General features: G+C 66.5%; 19 protein-coding genes. 13 read left to right on the top strand and 6 right to left on the bottom strand.

The genetic code is table 11. The features are described 5' to 3' along the window. Positions 1 to 2 precede the first annotated feature (2 nt). The 7 genes from dinB (at position 3) to F8O06_RS09115 (ending at position 6,537) form a co-directional block, all read left to right on the top strand. Positions 3 to 1,256 carry a DNA polymerase IV gene (dinB, locus tag F8O06_RS09145; RefSeq protein ID WP_158038312.1) on the top strand — a complete coding sequence of 418 codons (1,254 nt, stop codon included), beginning with the start codon at positions 3 to 5 and terminating at the stop codon, positions 1,254 to 1,256. 239 nt (positions 1,257 to 1,495) lie between these two features. Next, complete coding sequence (gene acs, locus F8O06_RS09140; protein WP_158038311.1) at positions 1,496 to 3,517, top strand: acetate--CoA ligase; 2,022 nt, start codon at positions 1,496 to 1,498, stop codon at positions 3,515 to 3,517. A 44-nt stretch (positions 3,518 to 3,561) separates the two neighbouring features. After that, positions 3,562 to 4,122, top strand: a complete 561-nt coding sequence (locus F8O06_RS09135) for a YceD family protein (RefSeq protein WP_158031006.1) — start codon at positions 3,562 to 3,564, stop codon at positions 4,120 to 4,122. A 6-nt stretch (positions 4,123 to 4,128) separates the two neighbouring features. Continuing rightward, positions 4,129 to 4,332, top strand: a complete 204-nt coding sequence (gene rpmF, locus F8O06_RS09130) for a 50S ribosomal protein L32 (RefSeq protein WP_158031007.1) — start codon at positions 4,129 to 4,131, stop codon at positions 4,330 to 4,332. A gap of 18 nt (positions 4,333 to 4,350) precedes the next feature. Further along, positions 4,351 to 5,058, top strand: coding sequence for a ribonuclease III (gene rnc / locus F8O06_RS09125; RefSeq protein ID WP_158038310.1), 708 nt, complete (start codon positions 4,351 to 4,353; stop codon positions 5,056 to 5,058). Further along, a complete protein-coding gene (gene mutM, locus F8O06_RS09120) occupies positions 5,051 to 5,956 on the top strand; it encodes a bifunctional DNA-formamidopyrimidine glycosylase/DNA-(apurinic or apyrimidinic site) lyase (RefSeq protein ID WP_158038309.1) in 906 nt (301 codons plus the stop codon). The genes rnc and mutM overlap by 8 nt, the downstream gene beginning before the upstream one ends. Positions 5,957 to 6,090: 134 nt before the next feature. After that, a complete protein-coding gene (locus F8O06_RS09115; protein ID WP_158038308.1) occupies positions 6,091 to 6,537 on the top strand; it encodes an NUDIX hydrolase in 447 nt (148 codons plus the stop codon). Positions 6,538 to 6,541: 4 nt separating this feature from the next. On the opposite strand, the gene F8O06_RS09110 is transcribed toward F8O06_RS09115, so the two are convergent. The 4 genes from F8O06_RS09110 to F8O06_RS09095 form a co-directional block, all read right to left on the bottom strand. Continuing rightward, positions 6,542 to 7,366, bottom strand: a complete 825-nt coding sequence (locus F8O06_RS09110) for a hypothetical protein (protein WP_158038307.1) — start codon at positions 7,364 to 7,366, stop codon at positions 6,542 to 6,544. Positions 7,367 to 7,419: 53 nt separating this feature from the next. Next, a complete protein-coding gene (locus F8O06_RS09105) occupies positions 7,420 to 8,223 on the bottom strand; it encodes a hypothetical protein (RefSeq protein WP_158038306.1) in 804 nt (267 codons plus the stop codon). 92 nt (positions 8,224 to 8,315) lie between these two features. Next, positions 8,316 to 10,019, bottom strand: coding sequence for an alpha/beta hydrolase (locus F8O06_RS09100; RefSeq protein WP_158042502.1), 1,704 nt, complete (start codon positions 10,017 to 10,019; stop codon positions 8,316 to 8,318). Positions 10,020 to 10,198: 179 nt separating this feature from the next. Beyond that, complete coding sequence (locus tag F8O06_RS09095; protein ID WP_158038304.1) at positions 10,199 to 10,516, bottom strand: hypothetical protein; 318 nt, start codon at positions 10,514 to 10,516, stop codon at positions 10,199 to 10,201. Between the two features lie 272 nt (positions 10,517 to 10,788). On the opposite strand from F8O06_RS09095, the gene F8O06_RS09090 reads away from it, so the two are divergent. From F8O06_RS09090 to ftsY, 3 genes are all read left to right on the top strand, one after another. After that, a complete protein-coding gene (locus tag F8O06_RS09090) occupies positions 10,789 to 15,498 on the top strand; it encodes an FtsK/SpoIIIE domain-containing protein (protein WP_158038303.1) in 4,710 nt (1,569 codons plus the stop codon). Between the two features lie 135 nt (positions 15,499 to 15,633). Continuing rightward, positions 15,634 to 19,314, top strand: a complete 3,681-nt coding sequence (gene smc, locus F8O06_RS09085; RefSeq protein ID WP_158038302.1) for a chromosome segregation protein SMC — start codon at positions 15,634 to 15,636, stop codon at positions 19,312 to 19,314. Continuing rightward, positions 19,311 to 20,207 carry a signal recognition particle-docking protein FtsY gene (ftsY, locus tag F8O06_RS09080; RefSeq protein ID WP_158038301.1) on the top strand — a complete coding sequence of 299 codons (897 nt, stop codon included), beginning with the start codon at positions 19,311 to 19,313 and terminating at the stop codon, positions 20,205 to 20,207. Before smc ends, ftsY begins: the two co-directional genes overlap by 4 nt. A 45-nt stretch (positions 20,208 to 20,252) precedes the next feature. Here ftsY and F8O06_RS09075 read toward each other — a convergent pair whose 3' ends face one another. Beyond that, positions 20,253 to 21,137 (bottom strand): A/G-specific adenine glycosylase, encoded by an 885-nt coding sequence (locus F8O06_RS09075; RefSeq protein WP_158038300.1) that lies wholly within the window; start codon positions 21,135 to 21,137, stop codon positions 20,253 to 20,255. Between the two features lie 202 nt (positions 21,138 to 21,339). On the opposite strand from F8O06_RS09075, the gene F8O06_RS09070 reads away from it, so the two are divergent. The 3 genes from F8O06_RS09070 (at position 21,340) to ffh (ending at position 25,226) form a co-directional block, all read left to right on the top strand. Then, positions 21,340 to 22,311 carry a bile acid:sodium symporter family protein gene (locus F8O06_RS09070; RefSeq protein ID WP_225733466.1) on the top strand — a complete coding sequence of 324 codons (972 nt, stop codon included), beginning with the start codon at positions 21,340 to 21,342 and terminating at the stop codon, positions 22,309 to 22,311. A gap of 94 nt (positions 22,312 to 22,405) precedes the next feature. Continuing rightward, positions 22,406 to 23,473: a 6-phosphofructokinase gene (locus tag F8O06_RS09065; protein WP_225733453.1), complete on the top strand. Its 1,068-nt coding sequence runs from the start codon at positions 22,406 to 22,408 to the stop codon at positions 23,471 to 23,473. Positions 23,474 to 23,591: 118 nt separating this feature from the next. Further along, positions 23,592 to 25,226, top strand: a complete 1,635-nt coding sequence (gene ffh, locus F8O06_RS09060) for a signal recognition particle protein (RefSeq protein WP_158038298.1) — start codon at positions 23,592 to 23,594, stop codon at positions 25,224 to 25,226. A 72-nt stretch (positions 25,227 to 25,298) separates the two neighbouring features. Here the strand turns inward: ffh and F8O06_RS09055 are convergent, their stop codons facing one another. Then, on the bottom strand, positions 25,299 to 26,435 hold the full coding sequence (locus tag F8O06_RS09055; RefSeq protein WP_158038297.1) for a glutamate--cysteine ligase: 1,137 nt from the start codon (positions 26,433 to 26,435) through the stop codon (positions 25,299 to 25,301). Positions 26,436 to 26,560 lie beyond the last annotated feature (125 nt).

Raw genomic sequence — 26,560 nt, 5'->3', positions numbered from 1 at the left:
CGGTGAGCAGACAGGACGGCTCGCACCGTCGCGTCTCAGACGCGTCGGTCGACGACGGCACCGCACACATTCTGCACATCGACATGGACGCCTTCTTCGCGAGTGTCGAACTGCTCGAACGGCCCGATCTGCACGGCCTTCCGGTGATCGTCGCCCACGATGGGCCGCGATCCATCATCACGACGGCGACCTACGAGGCCCGCCGCTATGGCATCCACTCGGCGATGCCGCTGGCCCGTGCCCGACAGCTCTGCCCACGCGCCGTGCTGATCGAACCGCACTTCGAGAGGTACCGCACCGCGTCGGCCACGGTCATGCAGGTGCTGCAGCGCTTCACCCCGTTGGTCGAGCAGGTCAGCGTCGACGAGGCCTATCTTGACGTGCGAGGTGCTCAGCGGCTGTTCGGGTCGGCTGGCCAGATCGCCGAGCGCATTCGCGGCGAAGTGTTCGCGGCCACCGGGCTGCACTGTTCGGTCGGCGTCGCCACATCGAAGTTCGTCGCGAAGCTCGCCTCTGGCATGGCGAAGCCCGACGGCATGCTCATCGTGCCCGCTGGCCAGACGCTGGCCTTTCTCGCACCGCTCGAGGTCGGCGCGCTGCCTGGTGTGGGCGGTCGCACCGCCGAGAAGCTGCAGCGTCTCGGGCTGATGACGGTCGCCGATCTGGCGCAGGCCCCCGAACAGGTGCTCCTGCGCGCGGTCGGCGTCGCCCAAGGCACGCGTCTGCGCGAGCTCGCCCACGGTCGAGACGGGCGACCGGTCAGTCCCGGCCGCGTCGAGAAGTCGATCGGGCACGAACGCACCTTCGACGACGACATCGACGCGGCGACGAACGAGGGTCGCGACCGGCTGCGATCAGCCGTGCTCGATCTGGCCGAACGCACCTGCGCCCGAGCGCGCAAGCATCACACCGTGGCGCGCACCGTGGCGATCAAGGTGCGCGATGCCGCGTTTCACACGGTGACCCGTTCGCAGACGCTGCGCGAGCCCACGCAGACCGGTCGCACAGTGTTCGAGACCGCTTGGCGTCTCTTCGACGAGTCGGGCATGGCCAACAGCGCCATTCGACTGATCGGCGTGCGGCTCGAACAGCTCGCGCCGGTCGGAGCCGACGGCGCCGAGACCGCGTTGTGGAGTGACGACGACCAGTGGCGTGTCACCGATCAGGCGGTAGACGCCGTGGTCGACCGGTTCGGCCCCGGTGCGGTGCGCCCGGCTCGCCTGATGCGTCGTGACGGGCCGACAGCCGATCACTGAGCGAGCCGGTCGGCAGAACCTCGGTTCTTCGCCAGGCGTGCAGGAATGCATTTCTTCTCGCTGCAACACCGTTCTCACGTGTGGTGCGCTCGGGGTGCTGCGCTAGTCTGACAGCTACCCATCACGGTGTGGTGTCGCGAACCGGATTCGTCTCTGGCGGCAATGGGGCCGTTCGAGGTGAGAGACGAACCGACTTCGGGCACCGCTCGGCACCGTGGAGCGCTCAACGAGGAGGGCCCATGAACGAACCAGCACCAGCGACGGCTCAGATCAACCGCATCTTCATCACCGACCAGCATGGCGTCATCGAAAGCCACCATCTCGATCTCGTCGATCGGTTTCCTCCCAGTCAGGCGTTCGCTGCACAGGCGAACTGCACCGCAGACGTCTACCGGCAGGCCGAGGCCGACCCAGAGGCGTTCTGGGCTGACCGCGCTCGTGCGCTGCACTGGCACAAGCCGTTCGCCCGCACGCTCGACTGGAGCAGCCCGCCCTTTGCGAAATGGTTCGACGACGGCGAGATCAACGCTTCGTACAACGCGCTCGACCGGCACGTGATCGCAGGCAACGGCGACCGAGTCGCGCTGCACTGGGAGGGAGAGCCGGGCGATCGACGAACGATCACCTATGCCCAGCTGCTCGATGAGGTGAAGCGCGCCGCGAACGTGCTCACCGCGCTCGGCATCGGGCAGGGCGATCGGGTCGCAGTGTATCTGCCGATGATTCCCGAGACCGTCGCGACGCTGCTGGCCATCGCCCGCGTCGGCGCCATCCACTCCGTCATCTTCGGCGGGTTCAGCGCCGACAGTCTGCGGGCTCGAATCGACGACTGCGAGGCGCGGCTGGTGGTCACTGCCGACGGCGGCTGGCGCAAGGGGCGGGTCTCGCCGCTGAAACCGACGGTGGATGCCGCGCTCGGCCTGCACCCGGAGCGGCGGCACAGCGTCGAGCACGTGCTCGTCGTGCGTCGAGGCGAGAACGACGTCGACTGGACCGACGGGCGGGATCTCTGGTGGCACGACACCGTCGCCACAGCATCCGCCGAACACGAGGCACAGGGCTTTCCCGCCGAGAACCCGCTCTTCATTCTCTACACGAGCGGCACCACTGGGCGCCCCAAAGGCATTCTGCACACCACGGGCGGCTACCTCACACAGACCTCGTTCACGCATCGGGTCGTCTTCGACCTGAAGCCTGAGACCGACGTGTTCTGGTGTACGGCCGACGTGGGATGGATCACCGGGCACAGCTATCTCGTCTACGGCCCGCTGGTCAACGGGGCCACCCAGGTGATGTACGAGGGCACGCCCGAGACGCCGACCTGGGGTCGCTGGTGGCAGATCGTCGAGCGGTACGGGGTGACCACGCTGTACACCGCGCCGACGGCGATTCGCGCATTCATGCGGGTCGGGCGGCAGGTCGTGCTCGATCATGACCTCAGCAGCATCCGTCTGCTGGGCAGCGTGGGCGAGCCGATCAACCCCGAGGCCTGGCTCTGGTATCGCGAGGTGGTGGGCTCGAACGCGGCGCCGATCGTCGACACCTGGTGGCAGACCGAGACGGGAGCGATCATGGCGTCGCCGCTGCCCGGCGTCACGACGACGAAACCGGGCAGTGCGCAGAGGGCGGTGCCCGGCGTCAGCCTCGGCGTGGTCGACGACAGCGGCGCTCCGGTGGGCAACGGCAACGGCGGGCTGCTCGTCGCCAACCGGCCGTGGCCCTCGATGCTGCGCGGCATCTGGGGTGACGACCGACGCTACGTCGACACCTACTGGGCGACGTTCGGCGACCGGTACTTCGCCGGAGACGGCGCCCGGTACGACGACGACGGCGACATCTGGCTGCTCGGCCGGGTCGACGACGTGATGAACGTCTCGGGGCACCGCCTGTCGACGGCCGAGATCGAGTCAGCGCTGGTGGGTCATCATGCGGTCGCCGAGGCCGGCGTGGTCGGGGTGGCCGACGAGAACACCGGTGAGGCCGTGATCGCCTTCGTGGTGCTCAAACGCAACCAGCAGCTGGTCTCGACGGCAGATGCTCCGGCTGAGCTGCGGCAGCACGTCGCGCAGCAGATCGGCGCGATCGCCCGGCCCAAGCGGGTCTACATCGTGAACGACCTGCCGAAGACGAGGTCGGGAAAGATCATCAGACGAGTGCTGCGAGATCTGGCCGAGGGCCGGTCGATCGGCGACACCACGACCGTGGCCGACCCCAAGGTGATCACCTCGATCGCCGAACAGGTGCAGGCGACGAACGGCTGAACGTCGCAGAGCTGCTGCCTCGCGCTGGTCTAGACTTGGGCACCATGGCGAACCCCTATCTCATCAACGTTCATGACCTGGTCGGCAAACCCGGCGCGATGCGCAGCCTGCAGGTGACGGTGCCGGCAGAGGCCGATCTGGGCGTGGGCCTGGCACGGGTGACCGAAGGGTCGCCCATCGAGGCAGATCTGCGACTCGAGTCGGTGCACGAGGGCATTCTGGTCACCGCCACGATCGATTTCGAGGTGGTGGGGGAGTCTTCGCGCACGCTCGAGCCGCTGTCTTGGCGTGATGAAGTCGAATTCCGTGACCTTTTCGCGTATCCTGATTCAGAAGCAGCTTTAACACGCGATGACGGCGACGGCGAGATCCAGGTTCTGCAGAACGAACATGTCGACCTCAGCCAGAGCATCCGCGATGCGATCGTTCTGAATCTTCCTCTGAAACCAGTGGGAGACGAGCCTGCTGCCGAGATCTACTCCATCGGAGACCCGATCGAGCCTGCTGTCGCAGACGAAATCGATCCACGATGGGCAGATCTGGGTAAACTGGCTCAGTTACCGAACGACGCGTCGTCGTCGCGTGCCGATTCAGAGAAGGAATGATCGATCATGGCAGTGCCAAAGCGCAAGCTCTCACGCAGCAACACCCGTAGCCGCCGCTCACAGTGGAAGGCCGAGGTGCCCAACCTCGTCAAGACCGTCGAGAACGGCAAGGTCGTCTACAGCCTGCCGCACCGCGCGAAGGTCGTCGAAGACTCCGCCGGCACCCCGCTCTACTTCGAGTACAAGGGTCGCAAGGTCGCTGACGCGTAGTCATACGCGGAGCAAGCGGTGAACGAGAGTGACAAAGTCGAGCTGCTGGAGCGGCTCGATGTGCAGATCGACGAGCCCTATCTCACGCGCGCACTGACCCATCGGTCGTACGCATTCGAGAACGGCGGTCTGCCGACCAATGAGCGCTTGGAGTTTCTCGGCGACTCCGTGCTGCAGCTGGTTGCGACAGACCTGCTGTTCCACGAGTTCCCAGACCTCTCTGAGGGGGAGCTCTCGCGGCGTCGTGCTGCGATCGTCAGCACGAATGCGCTCTCGTTCATCGCAGAAGACCGCGGCATCGGCGGCTACCTGCTGCTGGGCCGCGGCGAAGAGCTGACCGGCGGTCACCACAAGGCCTCTCTGCTGGCCGACATGGTCGAGTCGCTGATCGGCGCAACCTACCTGACCGGGGGGCTCGAGAAGGCACGGCCGTTCGTGCTCTGCCTGCTCTCACCGCTGCTGCCGCGCATCGAGACGCTGGCGGCGCGCATGGATCCCAAGACCACTCTGCAGGAATCCGCATCAGAGCACGGTCTGCCATTTCCCGTCTACACCGTCTCGTCGACGGGCCCCGACCATGAGCGTCGCTGGGCCGCGAGCGTGCACTGCGGCGACACGGTGAAGGGCGACGGCGAAGGCACCAGCAAGAAGCAGGCCGAGATGGCCGCGGCCTTCAACGCCTGGAAGTGCATCACCGACGCCGAGCTCAAGAAAGCGGATGCCTGAGCTTCCAGAAGTCGAGACGGTTCGCCTCGGCATCGAGCATCTCTTCGCCGGCCATCGAATCGACGCGGTTCGCGTCTTCGACGAGCGTTCGCTGAAACGCCATCCCGGCGACAGCCAAGACTTCATCCAGACCTTGATCGGCGCGCACCTCGGGCAGCCGCAGCGACGTGGCAAATTCCTCTGGATTCCGCTGGAACTCGCTGACGCATCCTCAGCCGAATCGGCCCCGCCGCCCGCGCTGCTGGCGCACTTGGGCATGAGCGGGCAGCTGCTCGCCCACGACCTGTCTGCTGACGCGCCGCCGCTGCGACATGAGCGCATCCGCATCGACACGGTCGTTGAGTCGGGCCGACGCCGCGAGCTGAGCTTTCACGATCAGCGTCTCTTCGGGTCGCTGGCGGTCGACGTCCTCGTCGCCGACCGGTTCGCGTTGCGTGGTCTCGTGCCGCGGCAGGCCGCGCATATCGCACCCGACCCGCTCGAAGCCGGTTTCGATCGTGCACGGCTGGCGCGCAGCATCCGACGTCACCGGTCGGCTGTGAAGCGCGTGCTGCTCGACCAGACCACCGTCTCGGGAATCGGCAACATCTATGCCGACGAATCGCTCTGGGCAGCGCGGGTGCACCCCGAACAGCCGGCCGACTCGCTGAGTCAGGCGCGTGCGCTGCGTCTGGTGGATGCGGTGGTCGCGGTGCTGCGTCGGGCGGTCGCCGTCGGCGGCACGAGCTTCGACGAGCAGTACAAGCATGTGAACGGGGAGTCGGGGTACTTCGCCATCGAACTGAGCGCCTATGGTCAGACCGGGCAGCCGTGCCCGCGGTGCGGGAGGCCGATCAAGCGCGTGGCGTTCATGAATCGGCATTCGCATCTGTGCACGTACTGCCAGCGGCTGAGGTGAGACCGAGCGGGGAGTGTCAGTACCTGCGGATTTCAGCGCTAGAGTGCCGGTGGTAAGCACTTCTGTGCGGATCAGTCACTCTTGCGCTGCTGCACCTGACCTCGCTGCAGAGCTTCTATAGAAAGAGGAAAGCCATGAACGACAAAGCTGAGAACCACGACCAGGAACACGTGCTGCGCATCGCTGCGATGGTGCTTAACGACAGCGCTGGCCGCACCCTGCTCGTGCGCAAACGAGGCACGACTGGTTTCATGCAGTGCGGCGGCAAACTCGAACCTGGCGAGACGCCACTGCAGGCAGTCGTGCGGGAGGTCGGGGAGGAGCTGGGCCTGACCCTAGACCCCAGTGATCTCGAACATCTTGGGCGATTCGATGCCCCTGCGCTGAACGAGGATCACACGCGTGTCGACGCTGACGCCTACTTCGTTCGAACTCCTTTCGGCGATGCTGCAGCCCTCTGCGCGCATCGAGAGATCGCCGAGGTCGTCTGGGCAGATCCGGCACGGCCGGGTGTGGAGGTTGCTCCGTTGAGCCGCGACGTGCTGTTGCCGATCGCAGCCGAGCGCGCTGGCCAGCGATAGCTCGTCAGTTTTCGGGCCTCGGGCTGGAAGTTGCCGCGGGTGCCAGTGTCGGGCTGGGGCTTGGGCTTGGTGTTGGTGTTGGTGTTTGGTGGTCCTGTGGTGTGGGGTCTGGTGCGGGTGTGGTGGTGGCGCCGCCGTAGTATTCCCATTCTTGTTTGAGGTGTTCTGTTTGTTGTTCGGTGAGTTCGTGTTGGGTGGCGATGGCCGCCCAGGGTGCGTATTTCCCATCGAGATGGGTGACTCCGGGAATCGGGTGCTGCTGATAGTCCCAAGTCGGGTACGGGTACACAGCATCGTCAGACACAGACTGCTTGTCGTAGCAGGGAGAGGCGATTGTGAACTCAATATCGGAGCCGAAATTGACGAACTTGATTAATAACCCGTCTTCGTGCTCCATAAGGCCACTGGCCAAGTCGTCGCCGTCGTGGCTGAGGTCGTCGCCGTTGCCGTCGCGGGTGCCGCGGATGTTGACGGGTCCGTATCCGGCTGCGTCGAGGGCGGCGGCGATGCGGTCGATGATCGCCCATCCGTGTACTGCGGTCGTGTCGCGCATGGAATCCGGGATCTGCTGCGCCCGCACGCCCGACGCGCGCATGACGAATGTTCCTGCTGATGACTCGCATCTGGTCGAATACGGGGTGATAGTGAACGGTGCTTCCCAGGTGTTGACGGGGACGTATCCGACGGCGTCCTGCATCAGGTCGATCAGACGGAACGCTTCGACCTTCGCATCGGCAGGGTCAGCCCAGACCCCTTCAGGCTGGGCATAGGTCTTCGGAGCCGAATACAGCGGCAGCGACGAGCACCCCACCAACAGGGCGCACGCCATGGTGATACTGGTGAGTAGTGATGCTGTGCGAGGGCGTGGCTGTTGGGTGTGGGTCATGGTCTGCGAGGGGTGGATGTTGCCGTGGGCGCCAGTGTCGGGCTGGGGCTTGGGCTTGGTGTTGGTGTTGGTGTTTGGTGGTCTTGTGGTGTGGGGTCTGGTGCGGGTGTGGTGGTGGCGCCGCCGTAGTATTCCCATTCTTGTTTGAGGTGTTCGGTCTGCTGTTCGGTGAGTTCGTGTTGGGTGGCGATGGCCGCCCAGGGTGCGTATTTCCCATCGAGATGGGTGACGCCGGGAATCGGGTGCTGCTGATAGTCCCAAGTCGGGTACGGGTACACAGCATCGTCAGACACAGACTGCTTGTCGTAGCACGGCGAGTAGATTTCAAGCATGACGTAGGCGCTGTAGTTGGTCACGAGGATGAGCAGCCCGTCGTCTCGTTCTGCGATTGCAGCAGCGGTGTCGGCGCCGTCGTGGCTGAGGTTGTCGCCGTTGCCGTCGCGAGCTCCCTGGATTTGCACGGGTCCGTATCCGGCTGCGTCGAGTGCTGCGGCGATGTGATCGATGATCGCCCATCCGTGTACTGCGGTCGTGTCACGCATGGAATCCGGGATCTGTTGCGCACGCACGCCCGATGCGCGCATGACGAATGTTCCTGCTGATGACTCGCATCTGGTCGAATACGGGGTGATAGTGAATGGTGCTTCCCAGGTGTTGACGGGGACGTATCCGACGGCGTCCTGCATCAGGTCGATCAGACGGAACGCTTCGACCTTCGCATCGGCAGGGTCAGCCCAGACCCCTTCAGGCTGCGCATAGGTCTTCGGCGCCGAATACAGCGGCAGCGACGAACACCCCACCAACAGGGCGCACCCTACGAGTGATGCTACTAAGGCGCACAATCGTCTCAGACTGGACATCGAGTTCCTCCTCAAACTTGCAGCGGAAGTCTTCACTCCAAGTCCGGATCGTAGGCATCCCAGGCACGCGCGAGTCGCTGCCGAGTGATCTCTTCCCGAGTCATTACTGTCCCGATCGAATCGTCACCGTCAACGAGGACTTTCGACGCCTCTCGTCTTGAGTTTGCTTCGGGGTCGAGGTAGGCGACTTTTCCGTCCGTGGGTGTCAGATCATGGTCGGTGACGCTTTTGGTGCCTTGTGCAGGGTCTGCTTCGGATGAGAACACTCGAACACCTTCAACGTCTTCGACCGGGTTCTCGCTGTGCGCTCCGGGAGCGGGGCGCCCCCATTCAGCGACATGGTCTTGGTCGGCCTGTGTGGCGTAGACCGTGTCGGCGGCGAGCTGTGTTGTATTCGTCACCCCGTCGGGAAGACCAGCCGAGCCGAGAGATACGAAGTCGTGCACGCGTGTTGTTGAGCCCACCTCATGAAGAAGCTTGAGTGCGAAGGCTGTGACGGTGGTGCCGTAGGAGTGGGCGACGACGTTCAACACTGCAGGTGAACGGCTGTCTGGGGTGGCGGCGGTTCCGGCGCGAGAATATCCATGGTGGAGTTCAGTTAGCCATGCAGCCAGTTGTTCGCCGCCACTCTGCGCATATCCATTCTCCAATACCGTTGCAGGTGTTGGGGACTCATATCCGTTCCACACCACTCCCACATTTCCACGGGCGGCGTTTGTGAACCCGCTCAGTGCGCGAAAGGCGCCTTCGACGCTGCGTACGCTGGAACCCATGCCCTGTACGAGTGTGCTGATGGTCGTTGCGCGATCGAGGTCACCGTTGGCCACAGCGGCCAAGGGGTTCTGCCGGTCGCTGGGGTCGTAGAATGCGACCTGCGCGCTCTGGGATGACGATTCGTCAGTGATCAGATGGTACAGAGCCTCATACTTCGCGAGGCGGTCTGCGACATCGGCCCAATCCGGCTTATCTGGGTCTGAGCTGTTGAGCATGGCCTCGTAGTCGGCTTTGGCCTGTTCGTAGTCTCGTGTGATGCGTGCCCGGTTGGCCACGTCGCGCCATCGGTATTCGACGCCTTCGAGGTTGCCGATCAGGTCGGGGTCGGCGTCGACGAGCGTCTGTTTGGTGTGGTCGTCGAGTGTGTTCCAGTAGCGGGCGACGTCGGCGGGAGCGCCGCTGATCTGTGTGAGATACGCGGTGGCTGCTTGCGTGTCTTCGGCCCAGCCGTAGGTGGCGCGCATGGTGACGAGGCCGTTGCCGTACGGGGTCTGCCCGACCTGGGCGACGAGGTTGATGCCACGAACGCGGGCGGCCATGGTCTGATTGGTTGTGGCACGTTCGGCCTGCAGGTGCTGCCAGGCGGCGATCTCTTGCTGAATGTCGAATTCTACTCGCTGCCATTGAGCGATCACTTTGCGAGCCTGATCTGCCCTGCCGACGGCTTGGTCGTGGGCGCGCTGCTGCTCTATGGTCGCATCCGCTGCGACCCCGGGCACCGGGCTGATCATCGCCGACGCAGGCGCATGCCAGTCACTGCTCGACACCAGCACGCCGCATGCCTGCAACCGGAACGCGCAGGAATCCACTTGGCGCAGCAGATCAGAGACTCGGTCGCGCACGGCGTCACCGCGCGAACGTGCCTGCCGCACACGTTCGCCGTAGTCTCGCAGGGCCACAGCCACAGCATCCGCCGCATCTGCCAGATGCGATGCGAGATCGCGTGGTCGAGTCAACAGCATGCCCAGCCGATCGCACGCTGACGACGACTGCCCATTGAGAGCACCGATCGCCCCGCCGACACGCTCAGACACATCACGCACAGCAGAGCCCTGCGACTGCAGATGTCGTGCCAGACCGTCGATCCCGGCAGCATCACCACGCCCTGGATGATCCCCGGTCAACACCACGTCAACACTGATCACATGCCACCGCCACCGCGAGAAAGCTGGTCGGCAGCCAGCCCTGCTGCCATGTCGGCATCAATGACGCCAGACGAGATTCGAGCCGCCGCAGTGCTGCCATAGCCGGTGCCCTCGTAGACGACGACTGCGGCTTGAGACAGCGCACAGCCGGCGTCTGACAGCGCTGCCTGCACATCTGCGTCACCGTAGTCAACGCCCTCGGCCGTGACGATATGGCGCAGCGCGCTCAGCGCAGGCTCTGCGCTGCAGGCAGACAACCGTGCGCTCACGTCGCTGAGCACGGCATGATCGAGGCGCAGCATCGCAACCGTCATAATGACCCCCCCAGAAACCAACGAACTCGTCTGCGTCGAGCCGCTCAGCCGATCTTCGAGGCGAGATCCTGGTCGACCTGCTCGAGTGCGGCAGCAGTCTGAGTGAGGTACCGGCCGAGGTCGGTCACGAACTGCCAGTTATCCACATCGCCGAAAACCGACGCTCCGCCTCGTCGATAAAGTTGCGAACAGGCTAGCAGATTCGACATCGAGCGGCGCTGAGTCATCGCGACCGAGACCGTCGAAACTGCAGGGGGGGGAAGGGGCCGTCTGTGCGCATCGCATGCACTCTCGATACCGGCACGCAACGCACCGATATCGTCATCACCACCGATACCGCGACACTCATCGGCGAGATCGCCGATCGACTGCGCGGGTATCTTCCGCCGTCACATCCACTGCGCACCATAGGGCCGACAGCCCAGGCACAGGCGACGCTGCGGGTCAGAATCGCCAGCCAGTCGACGCCGCTGATTCTCGACCGGCATCGCACACTGGGCGAGTCTGCGCTGCAGCCGGGCTGCATCGTCTCAGTCGTCGACGATGCAGCGCCCAACAGCGATGCACGGCGCCAGTATCCGCTGGCGGGTCACCTCATCGAGCTCATACCACCCGGGCAGGCGGGCGCGCCGTCGCGCCGCCGTCGCTCTGACACTTCGGGAACGCCACGTGCCTACGGGCTGGTCGTGGGTGAGAATCTGATCGGTCGTGACCCCGCCACAAGGGTTCATCTGACCACGCGCGATGTGTCGCGCCGCCACGCTCAGATCACCATTGCCGATGGCGGCACCGCCTCTGTGCACGATCTCGGCAGTGCCAACGGCATCGAGGTGAATGACGAGATCGTCACGGATGCGCCCCTGCGCAACGGCGACCGGCTGACGCTTGGCACCAGACTGTTTCGTTACGACGCGCTGGCACCGGGGCTCACACAGATGCAGAGCGAGACTGCTCTCGCGCCTCGGGTCGCGGTGATTCCGGCACCCGAGATCGTGCCACGGTTCGAGCCCAGAGATCTTGCGCTGCCAGCGCAGCCGCACCGGCAGCACTCGTCGCGCATGCCCGTGCTCGCGGCGTTGGCACCGCTGCTCGGCGGCATCGCGATGTTCGCGCTCACGAAGTCGCCGTACAGCCTGATTCTCGTCGTGCTCTCTCCGCTGACACTGGCTGCGACCTGGCTCGACAGTCGCTTCGTCTCGGGGCGTGAGTATCGGCGTGAACTCACCGAATACCGGCAGTCGGTGCGCAAACTCGCAGACGAACTCGCCGAGCAGCAGCAGCGTGAGCGAGCGGTGCGTCAACAGGCGAATCCGGGTTCGGGCGCGGCTCTCTGGAACCGACGGCCCGAACACCAGACGTTTCTCGAACTTCGCTTCGGGGCGGGTACTGATCTGAGCCTCACCGCGATTCCGGCCGCTGAACGAGGCGAGCTGCCCGATGACATCTGGGCGCAGATCGTCGATCTGCATGACCGTTTCGAGACGATCAGCGACGTGCCCGTACTCGAGAAGCTGTCGAGCGCCGGTGCGATCGGTGTGACGGGGTCTGCCGGTGTCGCAGAAGAGGCTCTGCGTGCCTTGATCGTTCAGGTCGCCACGTCGCATTCGCCTGCGGATGTCGTGGTGGCGGCGTTCTGCGAGCCACATCAGCTGTCGGGCTGGAGCTGGCTCAAGTGGCTGCCGCACACCGCCTCGCCACATTCGCCGATCTCGGGAGACCATCTGGCCAGCACCGCCGAAGGTGCTCAGCAGCTGACGACGCGACTTGAAGAGGTGCTCGGAGAACGCAGCATGTCGCCGACGCGCGGCCAGGCCCGCTCACACCTGCCGGCGGGGGAGCGCCCGATTCGGCATCATCACGAAGCCGCCGCGCCGCCTGAGCATTCGCCTGTGGTGATCGCCGTCGTGATCGGCAACCCCGGCGTCGACCCCGCCAGGCTTGTGCACATCGCCGAGGCGGGGCCCGATGTCGATATGCATGTGCTCTGGCTGGGCGAGTCGGCGCAGGCTCTGCCAGCGGCATGCCGCACCTGGCTGCACATCGGCGACGACCTCACCGCTGCGCTGCACCGCGTGCGCTCGGCCAGCAGCATTCCCGTCACCAGACTCGACAGACTCGATGCGCACCGCGCCACTCAGATCGCTCGCGCACTTGCTCCGCTGGTCGACAGCGGTGCGCTCGTCGTCGACGAGACCGACCTGCCTGCTCGCGTGCGGCTCAGCGAGATCGGCGACACCGACCTTTCAGAGCCGCTGGCGATCGAAAGGCGTTGGAAGGCCAACGACTCGCTGATGTCCGGGTGGGGCACTGGCGGCACTCGGGCGCAGGCTCTGAACGCCGGCTCCGGGCTGACCGCACGTCTCGGCGTCGGCACGAACGGCCCCTTCGCCCTCGACCTGCGCGAACAGGGGCCGCACGCTTTAGTGGGTGGCACGACGGGGAGTGGCAAGAGCGAATTCCTGCAGACGTGGATCATGGCCATGGCCGCTGAGTACGCACCTGATCGTCTGACGTTTCTGCTCGTCGACTACAAGGGCGGGGCGGCATTCGCCGAGTGTGTCGGTCTGCCGCACACCGTCGGCTTGGTCACCGACCTCGACCCGCACCTCGTGCAGCGCACTCTGATATCGCTGCGTGCAGAGCTCACCCGACGCGAGCACCTGTTCAATGCCGTCGGAGCCAAAGACCTGCGCGGCATGGAGCGTCTGCGCGACCCGCGCACCCCGCCCACGCTCGTGATCGTGGTCGACGAGTTCGCCGCGCTCGTGGCTGACGTGCCCGAGTTCGTCACCGGCATCGTCGACATCGCGGCCCGCGGACGCTCGCTCGGGGTGCACCTGATTCTCGCGACCCAGCGCCCGTCGGGCGTCGTCAACGACAACCTTCGAGCCAATGCGAACCTGCGAGTCGCCCTGCGGATGGCAGACGAGCAGGACAGTACCGATGTGCTGGGCATACCGGACGCCGCGCACTTCTCGGCGAGCACCCCAGGTCGAGCCGCAGTGCGCGTCGGTCCTGGGCGCGTGCAGCACTTTCAGACGGCGTATCTGGGCGCACCGATGATCCTCGGCCGTGAAGCCGCACAGATCACGATCGCCGAGCTGCCCTTTCAGACGGCTCGACAATGGCTGCAGCCCGCAACGCGTGACCGCACTGGTGCGCAGGCGCAGCGTGAGATCGAGGCCATGCGCGACGCGATGCTCGCCGCCGCCGAGGGGCTGCGGCTTGATGCACCGCGTCGCCCGTGGCTCGACGCGCTGCCCAGTCGGCTCGCGCTGCCACTGCCTGAGTCGTCTGAAACCTGTGGGTCGATTGGGCTGTCTGGGCCGTCTGCGAGCACTGAGACAGCCCAGCAACCGCAGAGTGCCCACGAGATCGTGTTGGGGCTGGCCGACGACCCGCAGCATCAGCGGCAGCAGATCTATGCGTGGTCGCCTGCGGCAGACGGGCACCTTCGCGTGATCGGCAGCGCCGGCTCGGGCCGCACGCAGGTGCTGCGCACCCTTGCCTGGCAGCTGAGCGATCGGCCGAGCGGCACTGCGGCCACACACATCTATGTCATCGATGCCGCTGGGGCCGGGCTCGAACAGCTTGACACGCTGCCGACGGTCGGTGCGGTCATCGCCGCAGACGATCGCGAACGCATCCAACGCCTGCTGCGTCAGCTCGACGCCACTGCCACCGAGCGCATCGCGCTGCTGCGACGAGCCAAAGCCTCGGCCATCGACGAACTGCCGACGGCGACAGCCGACGGCCTGCCCCGGGTCTACGTGCTGATCGACGACCTGGCGGCCATGCAAGAGCAGTACGAGTTCGCGCGAGGCTTCGACGTGATCGGCTCGCTTGCCGCGCTGTTCGCGTCCGGGCGCGACGTGGGCATCCACTTCGCATTCACCACGAGTCGACCCAGCGGGCTGCCCGCGACCATCGCGTCCAGCCTGGGGCAGACCCTCGCGCTCAGGATGACGGATGCCGCCCTCGGCGGCCTGCTCGACATCGACACCAGCGTGCTCGATGATGCGCCTCCCGGCCGCGGCATCGTCATCGGCGGCATCTGCGGCGGGCTCGAAACGCAGATCGGGGTGCCACACGGCGCCGTCACCGTGACCGAACAGGCCGCGGTGCTCGCCGAAGTGGCCGCGCGTCTGGCCGACATGGGGTCGGAGCCGACACCGAGCATCCGTCGTCTGCCCGAGACGGTCGCGCTCGATTCGCTGCCGGCCTTCGACGTCGATCAGGCTCCGGTCTTCGCAGTGGCTGACGACACCCTCGCGCCGGTCGGTCTGCCGTCACACGAGCCGTTTCTGGTGCAGGGGCGCTCGAGCGACGAGAACTCCGCGGTGCTCGGTGTGCTCACACGAGCACTCGCGACAACCCGGCCTGCGGCAGAGAGCATCCTCATCACGCCGAAGACGTCACCCCTCGACGCGGCGATCTCATGGTCGCGCGTCGCGAACGACGAAGCCCAGGTGATCACCGTGATCGACGAGATACTGGGGGCGGTTGAGCCCCCGGTTGAACGGCCGAGTCTGGCGCAGTTCGACACCGCCGGCTGGCTTGCCGACGACGACTGGCTGTCTGCCGCCCCCAGACGCACCGACGTGCAGCCGAAGCAGTCGGCCCAGACTTCAGAGCCCACACGGCCAGCGCTCGACAGCGATCAGCTGATGATCGTGATCGACCACACCGCCGACTTCGTGGGCACCCCTGCCGAGTCCCGTCTCGCTGCACTTGTCGCACACTGCCGACGAGAGAGCATCACCTGCCTGGTCGACGTCGACCCAGCCACGCTGCCCGCCGCCTGGGAGCTGCACGGCGCCGTGCGAACCATCAGATGCGGTCTGCTGCTGCGCCCCGAGACCGATGACAGCGACCGCTACCTCAGGGCGAACGTGCCTGCCGACGACACGTCTCGGTGGCCAGCAGGGCGCGGCTATCTCGTTGCCGGCGGGCAGACCCGCCTGGTTCAGGTGGCGAAATAGGGCGGGCGCGCGAGACGGTGAGCGGATGCCATGGTGCAGGCGCCGGGAGCGCACCCGGTAGCCTGTATGCAGCGAGGAAGACCGCCGACCGACCAGGCTGACGGCAGGTGGCCCCAGAGAAAGCGAGCCTTCGACGTGTATGTGAAGAGACTGACCCTGAAAGGGTTCAAGTCGTTCGCGCACGCGACCACGTTCGAGTTCGAGCCTGGAGTCACCGCGGTCGTCGGCCCCAACGGGTCGGGCAAGTCGAACATCGTCGACGCCCTGGCATGGGTCATGGGCGAGCAGGGTGCGAAGACGCTGCGCGGCGGAAAGATGGAAGACGTCATCTTCGCAGGCACTGCCAAGAAGGGGCCGCTCGGCCGCGCCCAGGTCGAACTCACCATCGACAACACCGACGGCGCGCTGCCGATTGAGTACACCGAGGTCACGATCTCGCGAACGCTGTTTCGCAACGGCGGCAGCGAGTACGCGATCAACGGGCAGTCGTGCCGACTGCTCGACGTGCAGGAGCTGCTGAGCGATTCGGGCCTCGGCCGCGAGATGCACGTCATCGTCAGCCAGGGGCAGCTCGATCAGGTGCTGCGCGCGTCGCCGGAAGAGCGCCGCGGCTTCATCGAAGAGGCCGCCGGTATTCTCAAACACCGCCGCCGCAAAGAGCGCACGGTGCGCAAACTCGATGCCATGGAGGCCAACCTGCAGCGGGTGAGCGACCTCACCGCCGAGCTGCGACGCCAGCTGAAGCCCCTCGGCCGCCAGGCCGAGATCGCACGTTCGGCACAGCAGATCCAGGCCGAGGTGCGTGACGCGACCTCTCGGCTGCTCGCCGCCGAGATCGTAGAGCTCGACACCGATCTGGGCACTCTCGCGACCCAGCGACAGGCTCTTGAGAACGAGCAGGGTGTGCTGCGCGAGACCGTCGCGGCGAGCCGCAGCCGTCAGACCGAGCTCGAGGCGACCACGGTCTCAGACGAGCTGGAGCGTTCGCGTGCAGTCGTGCACCGCCTGGAGTCGGCGGCCGAACGCTTTCGCTCGCTGCGATCGATCGCCGAGCAGCGGGTCGCGCTGCTCTCGGTGCGGCCGCAGACCTTCGACCTCGACGTCGCCGCGAAATTCGATCAGGCCGACAGCGCTCGGAGCGCCGCACGAGAGCTCGCCGAGCGTGCGACCGAGCTGTCGACAGCTCTTGACGAGCAGCGGGCGGCCACCCGCGAGGCCTTCGACGCGCTGCAGGCCGTCGACGCACAGATCGCCGAGCAGGCCGCTCTGATCAGCCGCCACGAACTGCGTCGATCGGCGCTCGCGAACGCCGTCGAAGTCGCCGCAGGCAAGGTCGAGGCCGCTGAACGACAGGTCGAGTCGCAGGGCTCGGCGGTGCAGCAGGCGACCGAGCGCCGCGACCAGCGGGCACAGGCGCTCGCCGAGGCCACCGCCGCCGAACAGACGGCAGAGCCGACGCCTGACGGGTCAGACACATCGGGCAGCTCGACCACGGGCCTCGACGCCGCATACCGTGCCGCGACCGACCGGCTCGAAGCCGCCGAACGGGCATTGACGGCAGCACGCGATCTGCAGGCGAAGGCGACCTCTGAGGCAGACTCGCAGCAGGCCCGTGCCGCGGCGCTCGGCATGGCCCTCGAATCGCGCGACGGCTCGGCACAGATCATCCATGCCGAGACCATCGGCGTGCGCGGCCGCGTCGCCGACGCACTGCAGGTGCAGGCAGGCTTCGAGGCGGCCGTCGCCGCGGCGCTCGGCGCGCTGACCGATGCGCTGCTGGTCGACTCCAGCGCAGCTGGCGCAGCCGTTCTGGGTGATGCCCGCGCGGGTGATCTGGGACAGGTCACCGGCGTCGTCGCCGAACCCGCGGCGCCTGAGACCGCAGGCGAACTGAGCGACCGTCCGACGCTGCCGCCCGGGGTGGCATGGGCGCCCGATGTCGCTCAGGGGCCGTCCGGAGTGCTCGCGCGCCTCGCCCACACTGTGATCGTTCGAGAGAAAGAGGTCACCGACAGCGCTGCGACAGTGGTCGACCCGGTCGCCGTGCTCGACGCACTGCCCGCCGGAGACTGGCAGGTCGTCACACCCGAGGGCGACGTGATCGGCCGTGCGCTGGTGCGCGGCGGCGGCGATGCCGGGCAGTCACGACTGCAGCTGCTGGCGCAGCGTGACGAAGCTCTGCGCGCCGCCGATGAGGCCCGTGCCTCGGTCGCGTCGGCGAGCGCGCGCATCGACGTCGCCCGCGACGAGCGGGATGCCCGGCGCGCCGAACGAGATCAGGCGCTCGCCGAGCTGCGTGCGGCGGATGCTCGCGCGGCCGAGACGGCCAAACGGCTCGGATCGCTGCGTGCTCAGGTCGACAGCGCTGAGGCGGAACTCGCGCGTCTCACGACACAGGCCGAGCAGGCGCGAACGCGACTCGACGAGGCGACCGACGCGAGTGAGCAGGCGCACGCGGCGTTGGCATCCTTCGACGCCGAGCCGCAGCCGCTGAGCGAACCCATCGACCGCCAGCCTGCATTCGACGCACTTGAAGCGGCTCGAGCGCACGAGATGGAGGTGCGCGTCTCGGTCGAGACCGCCCGCGAACGCGCGAGGGCCGAACAGCGTCGCGCCGAGACGCTGCAGCGTGACGCCGAGCAGTCGAAGGCGCAGGCCGAGGCACAGGCTCGGGAGCAGGCGATCCGCAGCATCCAGCTGGAGCGCGCCGAGCACGTGCAGGCGCTGCTGCCCGACATCATGGCGCACATCGGCACGTCGCTGCAGCAGGCGAGACTCACCGTCGCCGAGCACGAGGTGGCCCGCAACCAGCAGCACGGACAGCTGCGCGAGCTGCGCGAACGCATCACCGAGCAGCAGCATCAGCTCGAACTGCTCGCCGAACGCGCGCACGGCATCGAGCTGCGCGAGCACGAGCAGCGGGTGCGCCGCGACTCGGCCGCAGAACGCGTGCGCACCGAACTGAACATCGACGTCGACGTGCTGATCGCCGAGAGTGGGCCGCACCTGCCGATTCCGGTGACGGGCGAGTGGGCCGACGCCGACGAGACGGTCGAGACCGTGCCCTACGACCATGAGCAGCAGCGGCTGCGGCTGGTGAAGGCCCAGCGTGCGCTGAGCCGCTTGGGGCGGGTGAACCCGCTCGCGCTCGAAGAGTTCGCCGCGCTCGAAGAGCGGTACAACTACATGAACGACCAGCTCGTCGATCTGCGCAAGACGCGAGCCGATCTGATCGCCATCAGCGACGAGCTCGACGAGAAGATGCAGTCGATCTTCACTGAGGCGTTCGACGACACGCAGCGGGCCTTCGACGAGATCTTCCCGGTGCTGTTTCCCGGCGGGCGCGGGTCGCTGACGCTGACCGACCCAGAGCATCCGCTGACCACCGGCATCGCCGTGCACATCAGGCCGGCGGGCAAGAAGATCGACCGGCTCTCGCTGCTCTCGGGCGGTGAGCGGTCGCTGGCGGCGGTCGCTCTGCTGGTCGCGATCTTCATCGCCCGACCGAGCCCGTTCTACATCATGGACGAAGTCGAGGCCGCGCTCGACGACGCGAACCTGGGGCGTCTGCTCTCGGTGTTCGAACGACTGCGGCGAGACTCCCAGCTCATCGTCATCACCCACCAGAAGCGCACGATGGAGATCGCCGACGCACTGTATGGTGTGTCGATGCGGCAGGATGGTGTGTCGGCCGTGGTGGGACAGCGCATGGAGCACGACGAACACGATGCCGACCACACTGCGGGCGAGGGCGACCGGGCGGCAGACGACGACAGGCGCGATGAGCAAGAGGGTCATGACAGGAGCGGGAAATGAGCAAATGGTCACTGCGAGGCAGTCTGCGCACTCTCTTTCAGGGCACGCGGCCCATCGACGAGAGCAGCTGGGAAGACCTCGAAGACAGCCTCATTCTCGGCGACTTCGGCGCTGAGGCGTCAGAGTCGATCGTCGAGGCGGTGCGTTCGAACGTGGAGCGACTGGCGATCGCCGACGAACGCGAGCTGCGCAACGTGCTGCGTGACGAGCTGGCCGAGCGGCTGAGTGCGAACGACCCGACGTTGCGTCTGACCCGCCCGCAGGATGCTGCCACCGGCCGCCTGCTGCCTGCGGTCGTGCTGGTGGTCGGGGTGAACGGCGTCGGCAAGACGACGACGATCGGCAAGCTCGCACGGTTCATCACGCGGGCGAACAAGCGTGTGGTGATCGGTGCGGCCGATACGTTCCGTGCGGCCGCCGTCGAACAGGTGGCCACCTGGGGCCAGCGGGCCGGCGCCGAGGTGGTGCGGCCGCAGCAGCAGGGGCAGGATCCAGCCTCGGTCGCGTACCAGGCTGTGCAGCACGGCATCGACGTCGACGCCGACGTGGTCATCATCGACACCGCCGGCCGCCTGCAGACCAAAGCCGGTCTGATGGACGAACTCACCAAGATTCGCCGCGTCGTCGAGAAGCTCGCACCGATCGCCGAGGTGCTGCTGGTGCTCGACGCCACGACCGGGCAGAACGGGCTGAGCCAGGCCCAGGCGTTCATCGACCATGCCGGGGTCACCGGCATCGTGCTCTCGAAGATCGATGGCTCGGCCAAGGGCGGTTTCGTCGTGGGCGTGCAGCAGACCACCGGGATCTCGGTCAAACTGATCGGCTTCGGTGAGGGCATCGACGACATCGCAGCCTTCAACGCGAACACCTTCGCCGCCGAGCTGGTGGGGTAGCCGCCGAAGACAGCCTGCGGTGGGCGGACGCGTGCCCTCGGCGACTCAGGGCAGCTGGAACCCGCCATCGTGCGTGCTCTCGACGGCGAGACCGTCGGCGACCAGAGAGGCAAGCGCGCGTTCGGCCTGCGGGCGATCCGGAGCATCCTGCAGCAGTGCGCTGACCGCCACCGGCTCGCGGGCGGCCCGCAGCCGCGCCATGATGCGGCCGCGCGCCTGCCGGTCGCTGCCCTCGAATCGCGCCTGTGTGCGACGCTTCGGCGCCGCTGACGGCGGTGACCCGGCTGCGACCCATGCACACCGCGAACGAATCGGGCAGACTTCGCAACTCGGTGTGCGGGCGGTGCAGACGAGTGCTCCGAGCTCCATGAACGCATAGGTGGCCAGGCGCGCGCGCTCGGCGTCCTGCGGCAGCTGCGCCGACATCGCCGGCAGGTCGTGCGCCGGTCTTGGGGCGCCCGGTTCCGCCTCGCCGTCGACGGCTCGGGCGAGCACACGACGAATGTTCGTGTCGACGACGGGATGCCGCTGGTGAAACGCGAAGACCAGCACGGCGCGGGCGGTGTAGTCGCCGACGCCCTTCAGCGAGAGCAGTGTGTCGAGGTCGTCTGGCACTTCGCCCGCGTGCTCCGCGCAGATCTGCTGGGCGGCAGCGTGCAGCCAGCCCGCCCGACGCGGATACCCGAGCCGATCCCACGCACGAATCGCATCGCCGGCGCTCGCAGCCGCAAGGTCGCAGGGCGTCGGCCACGCCTGCATCCACTCGTGCCAGCGTGGCAGCACACGGTCGACCTGCGTCTGCTGCAGCATGAACTCGCTGACCAGCACGCCCCATGGCGTCGCCTCCTCGGCGCGCCAGGGAAGATCGCGGCGTTCATCGAGATACCAGGCGATCAGGTCGTCGGCGAAGAGAGAAGAGCTGGGGAGCATCGACACCACTGTAGCGTTCGCCGGATGCTCTGGTCGCCACGCGCAGAAGCCTCGGCTCTCCCTGCCCATCCGCCGTCGCAGGGCGAGGCAGCCAACGGCCGGAGAGAGCCCCGAGTGCGGCAGACGGGGCACACGACCGCGGAGAGTAGCATTGTGCGCCGTGAAGAAGACCGACCAGACCGAACCATCACCTGACGCACCTCTGCAGCGCTCCGGCAGCGAAGCATCCGCACAACGGCCGAAGCGTGATCGCAACGCGATTCTCGCCGTGACGGTGTTCCCAGCGATCGTGATCGTCGCCGCAGTGCTGGGCTTCTGCCTGCCTGCGACGTTCACCCCGATCACCCCGATCGTGCCGTATCTGCTGGGGCTGATCATGTTTCTGATGGGCATCACCCTCACCGGCGCCGACTTCAAACGCATCGCCAAACGGCCGCTGGTCGTGCTGCTCGGACTGGTCGCGCACTATGTCATCATGCCGTTGGCCGGGCTGCTCGTGGTGTGGGCGCTGCAGCTGCCCGCCGAACTGGCCGTTGGCGTCATCCTGGTCGGCTGTGCGCCCAGCGGCACCGCCTCGAATGTGATGACGTACCTTGCGAAGGGCGACGTGGCGTTCTCGGTGTCTGTGGCGACCGTCTCGACCCTGGTCGCACCTCTGCTGATGCCGCTGCTGACACTGGCGTTCGCGGGGCAGTACATGTCGATTCCGGTCGAGGCGATGTTTCTCGACATCCTGAAGACGGTGCTGCTGCCGGTGATCGCCGGTGTCATCGTGCGCAGCCTGTTCGGGCGCATCATCGACTACATCAAGCCTGTGCTGCCATGGCTGTCGGCGATCGCGATCGCGACGATCGTCACTGCGGTGATGGGCAAAAGCGCGGCCGCGTTCGCGCAGGCAGGGCTGCTGATCATTCTCGCAGTCGTGCTGCACAACGGCATCGGGCTGCTGCTCGGCTATCTCGCCGGGCGAGCGGTGCACCTCGATCACGCCGCGCGCCGTGCGCTGGCGTTCGAGGTGGGAATGCAGAACTCGGGGCTGGCAGCCTCGCTGGCCACGGTGCACTTCAACCCCGCTGCCGCGCTCGCACCTGCGGTCTTCTCTGTCTGGCACAACATCAGCGGAGCGCTCGTCGCGGCATGGCTCGCGCGCAAGCCGATTCCGACGGAGAGGTGAGCGGCTCCGTTCATAGTGTCGTCATTCTGTGCCGATACGCTGGGTGGTGCACGTCGCAGCAGCCGACGACAGCCGCCGTTCGAAGGGGAGCCACATGGAGACACTGACCGACCCGACCGCTCTGGAACAGATGCCGCGCCGCATCGGCATCCTCACGTCTGGCGGTGACTGCCCCGGGCTCAACGCGGTGATCCGAGGCGCGGTGCTCAAAGGCACCGAGGTCTACGGGCAGGAGTTCGTCGGCTTTCTCGACGGCTGGCGCGGCATGATCGAAGGCGACTACATCACGCTCGATCGCGCTCGGGTGCGCGGGCTCGCCAAAGAGGGCGGCACCATTCTCGGCACCTCGCGCATCGGCCCATACAGAACCGAGGCGGGCCGACCCGAGAACATTCTGCGCACCCTGGCCGAGCACGGTGTGGATGCGGTGATCGCGATCGGCGGAGACGGCACGATGCGAGCGGCGAACCTGCTGCGCAACGACGGCATTCCGATCGTCGGGGTGCCGAAGACGATCGACAACGATCTCGACGGCACCGATTACAGCTTCGGGTTCGACACTGCGGTGTCGATCGCCACCGAGTCGATCGACCGGCTGCGCACGACCGGCAATGCGCACAAGCGCTGCATGGTGCTCGAGGTGATGGGCCGCCACGCCGGATGGATCGCGCTGCACGCGGGCACGGCCGGCGGCGCGCATGCGATTCTGATTCCAGAGCAGGCCGAGAGCCTCGACCAGATCTGCGCGTGGGTGACCTCGGTGCGCGATCGTGGGCGTTCGCCGATGGTCGTCGTCGCTGAGGGGTTCACACTGCCCGACATGGACGAGGCATTCTCTGACAAGGGCCTCGACGGATTCGGACGTGCCCGGCTCGGCGGCATCGGGGAGGTTCTCGCCCCGCTGATCGAGGAGCGCACGGGAATCGAGAGCCGGGCGACGGTTCTCGGCCACATTCAGCGCGGGGGAGTGCCCACCGCGTTCGACCGTGTGCTGGCCACGCGACTGGGCATCGAAGTCGTTGAGCTCGTCGCTCGTCGCCAGTGGGGGCGCATGGTGGCACTGCGCGGCACCGACATCGTCAGCGTGCCTTTCGCCGAGCTGGCTGAGACGAAGCAGGTGCCGTCTGAGCGCTACCGCGAGGTGCGTGCGATCTTCGGGTGAGCCCCCCGGGCTCTCGGTGCGCTTCGGGCCCTGTCGAATCTCAGATTCCGGGCGTCCCGAGCACGCGCTGAGAGCCGACCCCGCGTGATGCGCCCGCGTCGGCTAGAATCGACCCGATATGGCTACTTTCTCGAACCTCTCTGAACGGCTGGTCCAGACCTTTGCGCACCTGCGCACCAAGGGCAAGCTCTCTCCGGCCGATGTCGACGCCACCGTGCGCGAGATCCGCCGCGCCCTGCTCGACGCCGATGTCGCGCTCACCGTGGTCAAAGGTTTCACCGCCAAAGTGCGCGAGCGTGCGCTCTCAGACGAAGTCAACCAGGCGCTAAACCCCGCCCAGCAGGTCGTCAAGATCGTCGACGAAGAGCTCACCAACATCCTCGGTGGCGAGACTCGACGGCTGCAGCTGGCGAAGCAGCCGCCGACGGTCATCATGCTCGCCGGCCTTCAGGGTGCAGGCAAGACCACTTTCGCGGGCAAGCTTGCCAAGTTCCTGGTGAAAGATGGCCATACGCCGATTCTCGTCGCCGCCGACCTGCAGCGTCCCAACGCCGTCGGTCAGCTGCAGGTGGTCGGCGAGCAGGCCGGCGTGCCGGTCTACGCCCCCGAACCCGGCAACGGCATCGGTAACCCGGTCAAAGTCGCCAAGCATTCGATCTCGTACGCTCGCGACAAGCAGTACGACGTGGTCATCGTCGACACGGCCGGCCGAACCGGCGTCGACGCCGAGATGATGAAGCAGGCCAGCGACATTCGTCGGGCGATCGACCCCGACGAAGTGCTCTTCGTGATCGACGCCATGATCGGTCAGGACGCCGTCGCCACGGCTCAGGCCTTCAACGAGGGCGTCGACTTCACCGGTGTCGTGCTCTCGAAGCTCGACGGCGACACCCGCGGCGGCGCCGCCCTCTCTGTCGTGAGCGTCACGGGCAAGCCGATTCTCTTCGCCTCGACCGGTGAGCGTCTCGACGACCTGGAGATCTTCCACCCCGATCGTCAGGCCAAACGCATTCTTGACATGGGCGACGTGCTCACGCTCATCGAAGAGGCTCAGCGCACCTTCGACGAAGAAGAGGCGCGCAAAGTCGCCGAGAAGATCGCCAAAGAGGCGTTCACTCTCGACGACTTTCTGCAGCAGATGCAGCAGATCAAGAAGATGGGCTCGATGAAGAAGCTGCTCGGCATGATGCCCGGAGCAGCAGGCATGCGCCAGCAGCTCGAGCAGTTCGACGAGTCGCAGCTGACCCGCACCGAGGCGATCATCCAGTCGATGACCAAGGCCGAGCGCGAGAATCCCAAGCTGCTCAACGGCTCACGGCGCCTGCGCATCGCGAAGGGCTCGGGCACCACGGTCAGCGAAGTGAACAGCCTCGTGCAGCGCTTCGAACAGGCGGCCAAGATGATGAAGTCGGTGGCCCGCGGCGGTGTGCCGAACCTGCCCGGAATGGGAGCCATGGGGCACGGAGGCTCCAAACGCAAGAACGTCAAAGGCAAAGGCAAGAAGGGTAAGGCTAAGAGCGGCAACCCGGCGAAGCGCGCTCAGCAAGAGGCCGAGCTTCGCGACCAGCAGTCCAAGGCGACCGAACGCTCGCTCACGCAGGCGGCCTCCGCATTCGGAGCAGGCGCTGCGGGCTCGGCATTCGGCGCGGCTGGCGGCCCGGCCGGTGACGAGGGCACGGGAGACTCCGCAGGAGCGCCGCCTCGCATCGATCCGAACGAGGTGCCCGGCCTCGGCGGCCTCTTCAATCGCTGATCGAGCCCTCTGGCCCTGAGTCGTGGCGCTGCCCGAACTGCCGGAGAGGCGGCGCGCAGCGGCTGAGTCTGGTCAGCGGTCGAGCGGCCGCCCGGCCTCGAACTCGGCCATCAGCGCATCGACGACGGCATTCAGGTCATCGCCGTGCCGTGATGCGACGCGCAGCTGTCTCTGGTAGCTCGCACCGCCGCGAATGATGGACTCGACATCCGCGAGCTGTTCGGCGCAGCCCAGCCGCTGTGCGCGAGGCTGCCAGCGATCGAGAAGCTCCAGGGTGTCGTCGATGACACTGCGCTCGTTGAGATCGTGGTCGGCGATGAACACCGTCGGCAGGCCGTAGCGCGCCGCGCGCCACTTGTTCTCTGCGATCGCCCAGTCTGGAATGCGATCGAGCACCATGCCTGCCTCGATCTGCTCGCTGAGCTCGTCGACCGCGCACTGGATGAACGCGGTGAGCGCCCCGACCTCGAACAGTGTCGGCAGCCCGTCGCACACACGGTTCTCGACGGTGCCGAACTTCGGCGCGGGCCGTATGTCCCAGCGAATCTCGTTGAGCTGGTCGATCACTCCAGTCTGCAGGGCGCCGGCCACGAAGGCCTCGAAGTCTTGCCACGTCTCGACATGCGGCGGCAGCCCGGCGGTGGGAAGCTGACGAAACATCATCGCGCGATTCGATGCGTAGCCGGTGTTGACGCCCTCCCACCACGGGCTCGAAGCGCTCAGCGCCTGCAGGTGCGGCAGGTAGCCGAGCAGACCGTTGACCAGCGGCACGGCCTTGCGGCGGTCGTCGACGCCGACGTGCACGTGCACACCGTAGATCGCCATCATGCGACCCCACCACTGCGTGCGGTCGATCAGTTTCTGGTAGCGCTCGTTCGAGGTGTACGGCTGCTGCGTCGCCTTGGCGAACGGGTGCACCCCGGCACAGAGGATTCCCAGGCCGAGCTCGTCGGCTGCCTCGGAGAGCGACGTGCTCACCTGCTCGATCTCACCCAATGCCGAAGGCACGGTGTCATGCACCCCGGTGACGATCTCGACGGTGTTCTCGAGCAGCTCTTGGTCGAGGCGGGCGGCGACCGGCGTGCCCTGCAGCGCGTCGTGGATCTCGGCGGCTCGAGAGGCGGGCTGCCGAGTGCCGCGGTCAATCAGCACGACCTCCCACTCGACGCCGAGCGTCGATGGGCGGGACTGAGCGAAGTCGATGCGCATGGGTAAAGCGTAGTGGTCTGCGCTGTGCGCGCGAAGTCATGGCGCGTCACAACGTCATGTGACACACAAACGCTGCGGAGTGTGGCACAATAGACAGTCGGTAACCCGTGGGTGCGCAGACCCTC

Origin of the sequence: Pseudoclavibacter sp. CFCC 14310 (genome assembly GCF_008831165.1) — a bacterium.
In the GTDB taxonomy this organism is placed as follows: domain Bacteria; phylum Actinomycetota; class Actinomycetes; order Actinomycetales; family Microbacteriaceae; genus Pseudoclavibacter_A.
The sequence above is the reverse complement of the archived record's forward strand: the minus strand, read 5'-3'. Positions and strand labels throughout refer to the sequence as shown.

Bases quoted from the DNA above. Each gene is read 5' to 3' on its own strand.
- acs (WP_158038311.1), top strand. From the start codon at position 1,496: ATGAACGAACCAGCACCAGCGACGGCTCAGATCAACCGCATCTTCATC.
- F8O06_RS09135 (WP_158031006.1), top strand. From the start codon at position 3,562: ATGGCGAACCCCTATCTCATCAACGTTCATGACCTGGTCGGCAAACCC.
- rpmF (WP_158031007.1), top strand. From the start codon at position 4,129: ATGGCAGTGCCAAAGCGCAAGCTCTCACGCAGCAACACCCGTAGCCGC.
- mutM (WP_158038309.1), top strand. From the start codon at position 5,051: ATGCCTGAGCTTCCAGAAGTCGAGACGGTTCGCCTCGGCATCGAGCAT.
- F8O06_RS09115 (WP_158038308.1), top strand. From the start codon at position 6,091: ATGAACGACAAAGCTGAGAACCACGACCAGGAACACGTGCTGCGCATC.
- F8O06_RS09110 (WP_158038307.1), bottom strand. From the start codon at position 7,366: ATGGCGTGCGCCCTGTTGGTGGGGTGCTCGTCGCTGCCGCTGTATTCG.
- F8O06_RS09100 (WP_158042502.1), bottom strand. From the start codon at position 10,019: ATGCTGTTGACTCGACCACGCGATCTCGCATCGCATCTGGCAGATGCG.
- F8O06_RS09095 (WP_158038304.1), bottom strand. From the start codon at position 10,516: ATGACGGTTGCGATGCTGCGCCTCGATCATGCCGTGCTCAGCGACGTG.
- ftsY (WP_158038301.1), top strand. From the start codon at position 19,311: ATGAGCAAATGGTCACTGCGAGGCAGTCTGCGCACTCTCTTTCAGGGC.
- F8O06_RS09075 (WP_158038300.1), bottom strand. From the start codon at position 21,137: ATGCTCCCCAGCTCTTCTCTCTTCGCCGACGACCTGATCGCCTGGTAT.
- F8O06_RS09065 (WP_225733453.1), top strand. From the start codon at position 22,406: ATGGAGACACTGACCGACCCGACCGCTCTGGAACAGATGCCGCGCCGC.
- ffh (WP_158038298.1), top strand. From the start codon at position 23,592: ATGGCTACTTTCTCGAACCTCTCTGAACGGCTGGTCCAGACCTTTGCG.
- F8O06_RS09055 (WP_158038297.1), bottom strand. From the start codon at position 26,435: ATGCGCATCGACTTCGCTCAGTCCCGCCCATCGACGCTCGGCGTCGAG.